Genomic DNA, 12143 nt, shown 5'->3' on the forward strand with positions numbered 1-12143 from the left:
ATCGTTGGGCGGCGGCCGATACCGGCCGCCGGTTTGATGACCTGTTCAACCTCGTGCACGACCCGGCGACGCTGATCATGGCGTTCCACCGGGTCGCTGGTAACCGGGGAGCCCGCACTCCCGGCGTCGACGGCCTGACCGTCGACCACGTCGAGCAGTACGTGGGCGTCCCCGGGTTCCTGACCGACCTGCGTGCCCAGTTGAAGGCGGGCACCTTCCGGCCGCTGCCGGTTCGGGAACGCAAGATCCCGAAGCCTGGCGGGTCGGGCAAGGTCCGCAAGCTCGGTATTCCGACCGTGGCGGACCGGGTCGTGCAGGCGGCGTTGAAGCTGGTGCTGGAACCGATCTTCGAGGCCGGTTTCGAGCCGGTCTCCTACGGGTTCCGGCCCAAGCGGCGAGCCCAGGACGCGATCGCCGACATCCACCAATTCGGCACCAACGGGTACCGGTGGGTGCTCGACGCGGACATCGAAGCGTGCTTCGACTCCATCGACCACACCGCGTTGATGGACCGCGTCCGAGCCAGGGTGAAAGACAAACGCGTGCTGACGCTGGTGAAGGCGTTCCTCAAAGCCGGGATCCTCACCGAACTCGGTGACCGGCGGAACACCCACACCGGCACGCCGCAGGGCGGCATCCTGTCTCCGCTGCTGGCCAACATCGCTTTGTCCGTGCTCGACGAGCATTTGACGGCGCCGTGGAAGCCGGGCGGGACAATGTCGACCAGCGGACGCCGTAACTACCGGCGCAGCCGGGGGTTACCGACGTGGCGGCTGGTCCGTTACGCCGACGACTTCGTGGTCCTGGTCCACGGAACCCAGGACCACACGGCCGCGTTGCGCGAGGACGTCGCCGCAGTGCTCGCTCCGATGGGTCTGCGCCTGTCGCCGGCCAAGACGCGGATCGTGCACCTGAGCGACGGGTTCGACTTCCTCGGCTTTCACATCCAGTGGCAGCGCAAGCGAGGCTCGAACCGCTGGCATGTGTATACGTTCATCGCCGCCCGGCCGATCCGGTCGCTGAAGGCGAAGATCCGAGCACTGACCCGCAGGACATCACAACAGGACCTGAGATCCGTGCTGACCAGGCTCAACCAGGTCACGCACGGCTGGGCCAACTACTTCCGGCACGCCGTCGCCAAGCACACCTTCCACACCCTGGACCGGTTCGCCTGGCAACGGCTGATCACGATGCTCATGCACCGACACCGCTGGAACTGGAAGGCCGTCCGCAAGCAGTTCACCACGCCGACCGGCAGGTGGCTGCCCATCACCGCGGACGGGACCGCGCACCAGCCGATCGCGGCCACCCCGGTGACCCGCTACCGGCAACGCACGATCCCCAACCCTTGGCCCACACCCGACAACGCCTGACGACAGCAACCGTGGAGAGCCCGTTGCGCGGAGACGCGCACGGCGGGTTCGGCGAGCGGCCTGGAGAAACGGACCAGCGGCAACGCGGCACCGCGCTCCAGGCCGACTCAACTAGTCAGGCGCCCGTACGCTCGAAGCACGATCCTTATGGCCGGATATGTTCCTCGCGGGTGTTGTCCGCCCAGCCGAGCACCCCGATGGCCCCACACTCCGTCGCGACTGCCGTCGCTTCGTCGAGCAGTCGCTCGGCTTCGTCTGAACGACCGTCCCGATAGGCCAGGTCCGCCAGCGCCACCAGCCCGGCCGCTACCCCCGCCGGGAAATCGAGCTCCCGGCGGAGCGCTACCGACTCCTCCAGCAGGAGGCGCGCCGTGGCGTGATCCCCGGCCATGCCCGCCGCGAAGCCCAAGTGCCGCACCGCGTAGGACAGTGTCAGCCGATTGTCGGTCGCCCGGGCCAGGGTCGCAGAGCGCTGCAGGTGCGGGTGCGCCGCATCCCCGTCCTCGCGCACAACCTGGTGGAAACAACCCAGCCAGAACTCCGCCTCGGCCAGCGCGTGGTCGTCGCCGAGCGCGGCGTACAGCTCGGCGGCCCGCTCGAAGGCGACCAACTCGCGCGGGTCCTCCCGGCGGTCACGGAGGAACGCCGCGTGCAGAACCCGACCCCGCGCCAACGCCAGGTCGGCTTCGAGGCTGTCTAACTGCCCGGTCGCGGCCCGTACCGCTTCAGGATCGCCGTTGAAGGTGGCGGCGTGGTAAAGCTCAGCTGCTCGTTGGAGTCTGGGATCTTGCGACATTGCCCAAAGCTAGCGCAAGCCCGCCCGGCCGTGGCACCCGTCGATGAATGCAGCCGGCCCGCTGGGTCGCGCGGAGGCTGGACGTGCAGGTAGCGGCAGTCGTCCTCGGTCAACGGGGGATCTGAACGGGCACCTGGTGGCGCTACATCGCGACGTTAGCGGACGGCAGCCGGCAGACAAACATGACTGGCAAAACCCTTGCCAGGACAAGTTCGCTGGCACGCGGACACACTTCGTTGGCAAAGGACAGGACCGGTTTTGCGCCGATCCTGGGTGTCCCGTCCTGCTTGAGTTGGTGTTGTCTCGCTCGAGTTGGTTCGATCTGCGGTTTCCTCTCGCTCAAGTTGCTCTCGGGCTGTCGTCGTCTGGAGCTTGTGTTCTCAGCCGTCCTTGCGCAGGTAGAGGTCGCGTAGCAGGCAGATTTCCGCGCCGTGGTGGATGACTTCGCGGTGGATGTGCATGACGAGCCTGGCCATCGGGACGTCCGCGTACTGAGGTGGGGAGAGCTTGCCCTGAGGCTGGATGAGACCTGCCGTGCCGAGGTTGCGTACGTCCCGGACCCAGGCATCGTGACCTTCGTCGAGTTGACGCAATGCCGTTTCGGCGGTTCCCGCGTAGTCGATGACATGTTGACCGTGACCGGTCCAGGGTTGGTCGAAGTGGAACGCGTCCGGAGGCCCGAGCACGGCAATGAGATGTGCCAGCCGCCAGGCGATCGTGGTGACGGGTTCACGATCGTACGGCGGTGGGGCGTAGTCCATCGTGAAGTCGCCGGCGCCGAGCGGCATCGGCGCTGTGCTCTCAGCGCGGCGAGTCAAGGTCCAGCAGTCGCGGGCCGGCTGCCAGAAGTACTCGTCGTCGGTCAGGCCGTCCAGCCGGGGCCGGAGCTGGTTGTCCCAGTGCCACTCGAGCTGGTCGAGCAGTTCGGCGTTCCAGTCGATGTCCACGCTTAGACATTAGAGATCGGGTTCCACCCGGGCAGCCGGTCCCCCGGTTGTTGAAGGTGCCGGCCGAGTGTCGCCGGCGGGTGACGGCTGGCTCTCTATGGGTTGATTACCCTGGCTCCGGCAGGATCGTTCGGGTCTGCGGCGTTGTTTTCAGTATGGTGACTGCGGCGCCTGTTTCCGTTGCGGATAAGGGGTTCGACGTCGAGTTCCTGGAGCCCGGCGGGGTGCTCCGGCGGGCAGATCTGTCGACGTGTTGGGGCGTGCGATTCGAGGACGTGCCGCCGGTGCGCTCGTTCCCCTCGCTGCGAGGCCAGGCTCATTTTCCCGGGTTGCGGTAGTCGGCTACCTCAGGGCGGCATGTGGGGTATGAGTCCTGGTTGGAGCGTGACCACGCGATGCTGCTGGACTTCGACCCTGAGGTGGTCGGGTATTCGTCCCAGCCGTTCTGGCTGCGCTGGCATGACGGGTGCCGTCGGCGGCATGCCCCGGACTTCTTCGTCCGGTTGATCGACGGCACGGGTGTGGTGGTCGATGTCCGCGCCGATGACCGGATCGAGGTCGAGGACGCCGAGGCGTTTGCGGCGACCGAACGAGCGTGCGCGCAGGTGGGCTGGAGGTTCCGGCGGGCCGGTGTCCTGGATCCGGTGTTCGCGGCGAACGTGCGTTGGTTGGCGGGCTATCGCCATCCCCGGTGTTACCGATCGGCGGTCGCGGCCCAGTTGCTGGAGGTGTTCTCGCAACCGCGCGGCTTGTTCGACGGGGCGGAGGCCGTGGGTCAGAGGCTGGGGGTGCTGCCGGTGCTCTTTCACCTGATGTGGTTGCGGATGCTGGTCACGGACCTGCAGTCGGGGTCGTTGGGGCCGGCCAGCGTTCTGGTCACGGCGGTCAGGTTCGATGAGCCGCGCCCGGCCCGGGGTGTTACGGGTCGGAGACCGGGTGTGTCTGGAATCGGTGGTCCGCACGGTGGTCGGGTTTGCCGGCACGACGGTGCTGCTCGCGGATGAGCACGGCTCGGTGATCACCCCGGATCTCAGCTTGGTCTGCTCGCGCGGCGTCTTCGAACCGGCACTTCACCAGGTCGGCAGGGGGTTGGCGTCGGGGCTGTTGGCGGACGTCGCGGCGCCGGCAGCGGAACGGGCTCGCTGGTGGGAGCGACACGTCGTCCTGGAGGTGATCACGGGCCGTGACCCGGGCGGGGCGGCACCTCGGCCGGAATACGCTCCGCAGAGTCACTCGATGGCCGACCGGGAAGCGGCCAAGGCCGCCGAGTTGAGCCATGACGGGGACAGCGTCAGCGCTTTCACGGTGCGCCGCAAACGGCAGCGTTACGAGACCCGCGGGCTGGCGGGGTTGGTGGACGGCCGGTCGAGCCGCGTCAGGCCGCCGCACGGCCGCACGGATCCCCGCGTCGCCGAGGAGCTACGGCGGGTGATCGACGCTTCGACGGACTCGGCGTCACGGACGGTGGAGTTCTTCCGATGGAAGGTCGAGCAGCAACTCACCGCCGCGCACGGGCCCGGCGAGGTGACGATGCCGTCGAGGGCGGCGTTCTACCGGCTGTTCGACCGGGTCACCGCGGGCCGGCACGTCACCGGGTCGGCGCGGACCCGGCGGGCGGAGGCGGCCAAACCGGACGGCCCGTTCGGGGTTTTCTCCCCGGTGCGGACTGGTGAGCTGATGCAGATTGACTCCACGCCGTTGGACATCGCGGTCATGCTGGACGACGGTGTCGTCGGACGCGTCGAGCTGACGGGCCTGATCGATGTCGCGACCAGGACGGTGACCGCGGCGGTGCTGCGTCCGACCACCAAGTCGGTGGACGCCTCGCTGCTGCTGGCGCGGACGGTCACGCCGGAGCCGATGCGTCCCGGCTGGCCCGACGCGTTACGGATGTCGCGGTCGGTGCTTCCGCACCGGCACCTGCTGACGCTCGACGAACGGCTGCAGCATGCGGCGGCCCGGCCGGTCATCGTCCCCGAACTCCGCGAACAAACCAGCCGGACCGGTCCTGCGGCGATCCTGGGAGAGCCCGTCGCTTCCGATCCGGTCACGCGGCCGCAGCCCTGCGCCGCAGCTATGACGGCTGAGCTTGAGACCCGGCTCGGCAAGGGACAGGGGGAAGCCCTCACCGAGCCGGGAGCATCATCAACCGGCCGGCCGGAATCGCCGTCTACACGCCTACCTGCCGGTACTGCCTCCAAGCTGCGGAGGCAGCCAGAATCCTGGTCGTCCAGGCATCGGTGCTGCCTGCGCCGATCTCCGCCCACAATCGCGCGTTGGCCTCGGCGAACGCTGTTACACCCGCTGTTGTTACGGTCTGCCAGGCCGGTACCTGGGCCGCCCACCATTCGGCTTGCTCCGGGGTGTGGCCGGCGGCGATCAACCAGCTCACCCAGTAGGCCGCGTCGAGCCAGGCGGCACCGCGGGTGGCCCAGCCCCAGTCGACGATGCGCGCCTGGCCGTTGTCGACGATGACGTTGGCCGGGTTCAGGTCGGTGTGCAGCAGGCTGTCACCGGCGAAATGGTGGAGCATGTCTGCGCTGGTGTAGGCGGCGAGTCGCTGCTCGGCCAACCGGAGCGGCGTGTGGGGGCATGGCAGTTCTCCGATGCGGGCGATGAGCCGAGCGACGGGTACGAGGTCATTCGAACCGGGGGAGTAGTCGGCCTGGTGCCCATCGAGCGCGTCGAAGAGCAGGACGTCCCAGCCGTCGTCGACGATCCGCGCGATCAGGCCGGCCCCCACCGCATCGACGTGCGGCGCGATTTCAGCCTCTCGTTGTTGGGTCCAAGCCCAGCGATGGTCCACCGGTAGCGCCTTGACGAAGGAGTGGCCGCCGGCGGTGTGTAGACGGGCGGCGACAGAGCTGTTGAGTCCCTCGATCGCTGAGTCGGCGTCGGTGACCAAGCCGACGATCTCGCTGATGCGGTGGCGAATAGCGGCCGGTAGTTGCTGGTAGGCGATTCGTGTGGGCGACAAGACTCTGTTCCTCGGGCGACGGGAGGCATCCGGACCACCGCGCCCATGGCACGGCGGCGGTCCGGAGCACTCAATCAGTGTGGCGGGTGGTCAGTTGTACGGCCAGCGATGCCTTCGGCGCAGTGAACCCGGGAGCAGAGCCGGACTGGATGGGAACCCTCGACATCGGTGAGTTGCTGGCCCAATACGGGCGGGTGTATCGCGACTTCGCTCGTTCCGATCGCCGCCACGGCTCCGAGACCGTCCATTGGGTAGACGAGGCGATTACCTCGTTCGAGCCAGACAATGTGCGAAGTTCCGCGCTCAACCTGGTGGGCCTGGCCAGTGCATACTTCCTGGCCGGAGCGCCAGAACTCGCGCTCGAAGCAGGGCGCAAGGCACAGCGGCTCGCTCCGACACTGACGTCCCGACGGATCGTCGATCGCATCGCGAATCTTCGCCGTGATGCCACCGATCACCTGGACAACTGTCCCGTATCGTTGATCATGAGGCGTGAGCAGCTTGCTGAGCTGCGGTGCCTCAGATAGGTGGGACAGGCGGCCAGTTGCCGCGTCTTGCTGATATTGAGGCAACCGTCGGGAATGGCATCCTCTGCGCCGACGCATCTTGTTTGATTGGCGAGTCCAGGGCTCGATTTGGTGAGGCGGGAGAAGGCGCGGTTGTGGCACGCTGGCCGCGTGTGACGCTGGATCTTGATTTGGTGGTCTTGTCGTACCGGGCTCCTACAATGCGCCGATGACGAGATTCGTGCAGCAGTCCGACTACACGGGCGCGGAGTTCATCGACCTGTCAATGGCCAGCGCCACCTTCCGCGAGGTTGATCTCAGCGAAGCCCGGATGCGTGGCGTGCTGCTGTTCAACGCCGACATCGACGGAGCGATCGACGGGCTACGGATTAATGGCGTGGAGGTCAAGCCGTTGGTCGAAGCCGAGCTGGATCGCCTGCACCCCGAACGGCTGCGACTGCGGCCGACCACACCCGAGACGGCGCGCGACGCGGTGGACGCCATCGAGGAGCTGTGGCACGCGACGGTCCGACGCGCGAGCGCGCTGCCGGAGGAAGCCGTCTACAGATCAGTGAACGACGAATGGTCACTCGCCCAAACCCTGCGCCACACGATCTTCGTCGTGGACGCCTGGTATGGCCACGCGGCAGCCCTTCGCCCGAACCCGTTCCATCCGATCGGCGTGCCCGCATCGTTCACCACCAACGGCGCCGAGTTCGGCATCGACGAGTCGGCCGCGCCCACCCTCGGCGAAATCCTCGCCGTGCGCGACGAGCGGATCGCCGATCTGCGCGCGTATCTGGCGCAGGTCACGCAGGAGGAGCTTGACCGAGTGCGGAGGCCCAACACCGCGATCGGCTGCCCTCCACCCGCCGAACGCACGGCGCTTAAGTGCCTGCAAGTCATCGTCAATGACCAGTGGGCGCACGTGCAATTCGCCAACCGCGACCTGGCTATCCTGGAACAGGCGTATGCGTGATGTTCCACGAGGTGGACTGCTGCTAGACCATCAATTCTCACGAAGATGTCGCAACCGAAATGTCCGGCGACATGCTCGTGAGAAATTGACATCTTCAGTGAGAACCTACACTGGTCTTCTTCGCGGGCATGTTCAGTCCCACCTTCGCGACCTACCGGGTGAACGCCACGGACGACGAGCACATGTCCCGCGTGGTGATGGCCTGGTCGATCACCAACAAGACGGTGCAGCCGGTCTTCATCGCCGCCGCCGGTTTCCTCGCGGCGGTCACCAGCGCCAGGATCTCGCTGATTGATCTGGCGTGGCCCTGCTGCCCGGGATCGCCTCCCTCCCTTGGCGAGCCGACGCCGCGGAAGCGCAGCCCATGATCGCCCGGGCGGTCATGGGCTGCGGGGTGCGTGGCGTTTCTGGAACCAGCGTAAGAGCGGGTCGCGGGAGTTGCCCTGCGGGCGGTAGTGGATTCTGAGATGGTCGCTGATGTCGCGCCGGAACTGGCGGAGGTCGTGTTTGGTCGCTCGGCCGGCGGGATGGCGCCACCTGGGCATGGCCAGCACGCGGGCGAGATCGACGGTCTCGGGGTAGGTAACGACCGGTGTGATCGGGTCACCCGAGGGCAGCCTGCCGGTCAGCGGGTTGTGGCCGAGAAACGCGCGGATCAACGGTTTCCGTCGATCATCGTGCAGGCCGTGGCGTGCCCAGAGGGCGGTGATGTGGGCCGCGTCGGCGAATGCGTCGGCCGTTGTCTGGCGGCCGTAGTGGCGGGCCAACCGGTAGTGACGTCGTTGGGCATGAAGGATGTCGGGCAGGTCGTGGACGTCGTACTGCCTGCCGCGGTGGCTGCGCCCGGGGAGCCCGAGCCAGATGCGATGGTTCGGGCAGAGCGTCACCTCGTCAGGTTTCCAGGTGACGGCGAAGACGAACGCGTCGCGGCGGACCGCGCAACGCCAGCAAATCAGCTCTGTTCGGCAAGGTCCTCGGCGAGTTCCTTCTCATCGCTCTCGGACAGCGAGGTCTTGAGGATGGTGCCGCCGAAGGGTTGCAGAGCCTTGGCGAACTTGTCCTCGGTGATCTTCGAAGCCATGATCACGATGGCGGAGTGGCCGGGTTCGACCAGATGCTCGACGCGCTTGCGGAACGCGGCATCGATTCCCGACTGGTTGAACTTGCCGATGAGCGCGCCCATCGCGCCGCCCAGCAGCGCCATGCCCGGGACGAAGAACAGCAGGCCGAGCAGTAGGCCGAAGAGCGCACCACCAGAGGCGGACGTTCCGACGACCCGCTGAGGTGTGTCGACGTGAGTCTTACCATCGGCATCGACGTCGACGATGGCCAATCCGCGCAACTCGACGACGAAATCGTCCTGCAGACGCTGCACCTGCTCATAGGCCTGTCGAGCGGTCTGCGGGTCCTCGTACCCGATGATGATCAGTTCAGACATTTATCCTCCAAATCGGCATCGGCACGCTCGTCCTAGTCGCGCAGTGCCGGGGAACCCTGCCGTCGAGACCGTCGAGACCGTCGAGACCGTCGAGACCGTCGAGACCGTCGAGGGCAGCGGTCAGCCTGATCCGACTCGGTCGCCGTCTCGATGGACCTGACTTCGAAGATCCGCCAACGCCTCCATCCTGCCGGGTCCGGCGAGGTAAATCTGGTGAATGTGGCCGAAACCGGCGACGATGCGGTCGCGTTGAAACGGGCCGGCTCCGGGACGCCCGCACAGGAAGGTCACCGGCTGTGACCAACTGACCGGAGTGGGCGAGCCATCCGTGGCATGCTGCTGGGGGTGGCCCACCACGTCCACCGTGCCGGGCCGTTGCACCCGCTTGGCGCGGGCCGGGTTCGGATCCGTTGATTCTCTCGCGGGGAGTTCATCACATGACCGGGCGGATCGTCGTTGGCATCGACGGCTCAGAGCAGAGCGGTTACGCACTCGACTGGGCGGTGGCCCGAGCACGCCTCGGCGGCGAGCAGCTCGAGCTGGTCAACTCCTACACGCTCATTCCCACCGTCAACTTCTTCGGCTTCCACGGCCTGCCGGCGAGCCAGTCCACGGTAGCGCTCATCGAGTTCTCCGAGCACGTGCTCGACGCTGCGGCGGCGCACGTACGCGAGCTTGCCCCAGACCTCGCCTGCATTCAGACCTCGACCATGGGCCATCCCGCCGACGCGCTGGCGGCGGCTTCCGAGGGCGCGGACTCCGTCGTGGTCGGCCGGCGCGGCCTGGGCAGCACCGCGAGCGCCCTGCTGGGTTCGGTGAGCAACCGGCTGACGATCGAGGCGAGGTGCCCGCTGATCGTCGTCGGAGAGGGCGAGCATCCGTCGACGGGCCCGATCATCGTGGGCGTCGACGGGTCGGAATTCGGCACGAACGCGCTCCGCTACGCCATCGCCGAGGCGGCTGTGCGCAAGACGTCGGTAAGAGCCGTCGCCGCCGTCGACGCTCTGCTACCCCGCCCGTTTCCCATGGCCGACCCGGAGCTCTTGGCGCGGATGCGGGCGGGCGTCAAGGCGGAAGCCGCCGAAGCCATCACCCGGACGCTCGACGAGGTGCAGGGCATGGACACCGCGTCGGTGAGCGTGAGTCCCGTCGTGGTGGAGGGCCGCGCGGCCGAAGCGATCCTGAAGCACGCCGGTGATGCGCAGCTGATCGTCGTCGGCACGCACGGCAAGGGCCTCGTCCGCCGGGTCCTGCTCGGCTCGGTGAGCCGGGAGATCTTGAACGACGCCGACCGGCCGGTCGCCATCGTCGACCTTCCTGACGCTGAAACCCCGCCGGCCTTCGCTGAGCGCCTCTGGCCAACGTAGGAGCCGGTTGTCGGCTCTTGGCGGTTGATGTCGGTTGATCAGGTTCCCGTGGTGGAGCCGGTGGTGTTGTCGTGCCAAGCTTGGCAGAGTTCGCCAGCACGTTGACCGGCAGCTCGATGCCATGGTCAGCAGCCGGCCGTCACGCGGTCTCGCTCTGCTGCGCTGGCTCTGGCACGGCTGACCTGCGCATGCTGCCTTGTGGTCCTCCGAAGGTGGTAGTCCGCGAAGGCGACATGAAGGACAACCAAGCCGACGGCGTCCCATGTATTTGTGCTGTTCACCGTTGTGGGCGCCCACTATGCCTCCGACGGTTTACCGCCGAGAAGATCGCCGGGGCTGGAGTCGTCGACGAGGCGCGCAAGGATGTATCGACTGGCGAAAGGGCGGGAGGGCGGCAGCGTGGAGTACCCCGTTACCTTTTTGATCGTCCCCAGCCGGGGACTGCTCGGTCGCTCGGTCCGGTATGACTTACTGCCCCTGTCGTACGCATGATCCGGGGGGTGTTGTCGCCGGGCCGGGTGGCGTCGGCGGACCGCTGATAGGGACTCGGCCACCCCTCGGGTAGGTCTCTTCCGTAACGTGGCTGCCGGCAGTCCGACGCTCTGACCAGCGGCCGAGCCCATGATGGACATCGTGGGAGGCGAAAGCGTGCACAACGAGTGCCGCCGGAATCCACCGGCCGAGCAGGGCGGCGATCCACCGGGCGGCCTGGCGCAGCAGCCGGGCGAGGCCCACCCAGGCGGCGGCGGTCACCACGGCGATCGGCGGCACAAGTAGATACCCCACCCGGGGTGGAGGGTCCAGGTCGATCAGTTGGTGGATCTGTGTCTGCCAGCGGGCGCCGGCGTAGACCGAGATGGCTCCGGCGACGGTGGCGGCGGCCAGGAGAATGCGCCACGCCCGTGGCCCGGCCTCCGGTAGCGGACGGCCGATGATCTGCCGGCCCAGCCAGGCGGTGAGGACTCCGAGCCCGTAGCCGACTGCGGTGAGCAGCCCGCTGATCAGCCCTTGGTAAAGGTAGCCGCGGGGGAGCAACGACGGCGTCAGCGACAGGCAGAACATGACGGCGGCCGCGACCAGCCCGGAGAACTGGTAGCAGTGGGTGCGGCCCTGCCTCGTCGTCATGTCGCTCCTGGTTTGCCTGCCAACCCGGGGAACGTGACGGTGGGATGTGTCGACCTATCGATTGTCGCGGCTGGCCTGTTGCCGAGCGCCCGCGGCGGCGCTCGCCGCTTGCCGTTTGCGGGCGGCCTGCCCGGCCCCGGGCGTGGCCCGGCCGGCCGGGGCGCGGGTGGCCGCACGCTTCTGCGCGGGGGCGCTGCGCCGGGATGCTGTTGATCCGCGCGGAGCCAGTGGCGCCGTGTTGCGATCCTCCCGTACGGCGGCAAGGCGGTCGGCTCGCAGCTCCAGGGCGCTGTGCCGGGCGGCGGTCGCCAATTGGCGGCTGACCCGGGCCAGCGCGTCCTCAAAGACCTCCGCCTTCTGTGCGTTGAGCGTGTTCTTCGGGCGCGCCTTGCCCCGTCCCCCGGACTCGGCAACCCGGGCGCTGGCCTGTCGGCGGTACATACCCACGTACTTGTCGCGGGCCTGCCGTACACGTCCGTGCAGTTCTATCAGCGTGTCCTCGTCGGCGGCGCCGATGTTGTCCCGCTCGCACTCGCGCACCAGCCCGAGTTCGGCGTCGGTCAGGGTGCTAAGAAGCGCCTTCATGACATCCAACCTAGTACTAATCAGTTCTGCATTAGCCGGTTCAAGTAGAT

12 protein-coding genes and 1 pseudogene are annotated in these 12143 nt (G+C 67.5%); 6 read left to right on the plus strand and 7 right to left on the minus strand.

All coding sequences use genetic code 11. The features are described from left to right. The first annotated feature begins 53 nt into the window (after positions 1 to 53). Positions 54 to 1373, plus strand: a complete 1320-nt coding sequence (gene ltrA / locus BJ964_RS33085) for a group II intron reverse transcriptase/maturase (protein ID WP_229807486.1) — start codon at positions 54 to 56, stop codon at positions 1371 to 1373. Between the two features lie 145 nt (positions 1374 to 1518). Here the strand turns inward: ltrA and BJ964_RS33090 are convergent, their stop codons facing one another. Together BJ964_RS33090 and BJ964_RS33095 are read right to left on the minus strand one after the other, a co-directional pair. Then, complete coding sequence (locus BJ964_RS33090; RefSeq protein WP_188124326.1) at positions 1519 to 2169, minus strand: hypothetical protein; 651 nt, start codon at positions 2167 to 2169, stop codon at positions 1519 to 1521. A gap of 380 nt (positions 2170 to 2549) precedes the next feature. Further along, a complete protein-coding gene (locus BJ964_RS33095; protein WP_203832966.1) occupies positions 2550 to 3116 on the minus strand; it encodes a DinB family protein in 567 nt (188 codons plus the stop codon). 350 nt (positions 3117 to 3466) lie between these two features. On the opposite strand from BJ964_RS33095, the pseudogene BJ964_RS48445 reads away from it, so the two are divergent. Continuing rightward, a pseudogene (locus BJ964_RS48445) lies at positions 3467 to 4120 on the plus strand (TnsA-like heteromeric transposase endonuclease subunit); the annotation flags it as partial. A gap of 1166 nt (positions 4121 to 5286) precedes the next feature. Here BJ964_RS48445 and BJ964_RS33105 read toward each other — a convergent pair. Beyond that, positions 5287 to 6093 carry a phosphotransferase family protein gene (locus tag BJ964_RS33105; protein ID WP_188124327.1) on the minus strand — a complete coding sequence of 269 codons (807 nt, stop codon included), beginning with the start codon at positions 6091 to 6093 and terminating at the stop codon, positions 5287 to 5289. 149 nt (positions 6094 to 6242) lie between these two features. Between BJ964_RS33105 and BJ964_RS33110 the strand changes: the two genes are divergently transcribed. From BJ964_RS33110 to BJ964_RS33120, 3 genes are all read left to right on the plus strand, one after another. Next, positions 6243 to 6620, plus strand: a complete 378-nt coding sequence (locus BJ964_RS33110; RefSeq protein WP_188124328.1) for a hypothetical protein — start codon at positions 6243 to 6245, stop codon at positions 6618 to 6620. A 208-nt stretch (positions 6621 to 6828) separates the two neighbouring features. Next, positions 6829 to 7578 carry a DinB family protein gene (locus BJ964_RS33115; RefSeq protein ID WP_188124329.1) on the plus strand — a complete coding sequence of 250 codons (750 nt, stop codon included), beginning with the start codon at positions 6829 to 6831 and terminating at the stop codon, positions 7576 to 7578. Between the two features lie 128 nt (positions 7579 to 7706). Continuing rightward, positions 7707 to 7946 (plus strand): hypothetical protein, encoded by a 240-nt coding sequence (locus tag BJ964_RS33120; protein ID WP_188124330.1) that lies wholly within the window; start codon positions 7707 to 7709, stop codon positions 7944 to 7946. Positions 7947 to 7958: 12 nt separating this feature from the next. On the opposite strand, the gene BJ964_RS33125 is transcribed toward BJ964_RS33120, so the two are convergent. Continuing rightward, a complete protein-coding gene (locus BJ964_RS33125) occupies positions 7959 to 8465 on the minus strand; it encodes a hypothetical protein (RefSeq protein WP_188124331.1) in 507 nt (168 codons plus the stop codon). Between the two features lie 65 nt (positions 8466 to 8530). Further along, a complete protein-coding gene (locus BJ964_RS33130; RefSeq protein ID WP_188124332.1) occupies positions 8531 to 9016 on the minus strand; it encodes a DUF1269 domain-containing protein in 486 nt (161 codons plus the stop codon). 437 nt (positions 9017 to 9453) lie between these two features. Between BJ964_RS33130 and BJ964_RS33135 the strand changes: the two genes are divergently transcribed. Then, positions 9454 to 10383: a universal stress protein gene (locus BJ964_RS33135; RefSeq protein WP_188124333.1), complete on the plus strand. Its 930-nt coding sequence runs from the start codon at positions 9454 to 9456 to the stop codon at positions 10381 to 10383. 468 nt (positions 10384 to 10851) lie between these two features. Here the strand turns inward: BJ964_RS33135 and BJ964_RS33140 are convergent, their stop codons facing one another. Beyond that, positions 10852 to 11508, minus strand: coding sequence for an alpha/beta-hydrolase N-terminal domain-containing protein (locus BJ964_RS33140; RefSeq protein WP_188124334.1), 657 nt, complete (start codon positions 11506 to 11508; stop codon positions 10852 to 10854). Positions 11509 to 11562: 54 nt separating this feature from the next. Further along, on the minus strand, positions 11563 to 12093 hold the full coding sequence (locus tag BJ964_RS33145) for a hypothetical protein (protein WP_188124335.1): 531 nt from the start codon (positions 12091 to 12093) through the stop codon (positions 11563 to 11565). Positions 12094 to 12143 lie beyond the last annotated feature (50 nt).

It is taken from the genome of Actinoplanes lobatus (assembly GCF_014205215.1).
Classification (GTDB): Bacteria; Actinomycetota; Actinomycetes; order Mycobacteriales; family Micromonosporaceae; genus Actinoplanes; species Actinoplanes lobatus.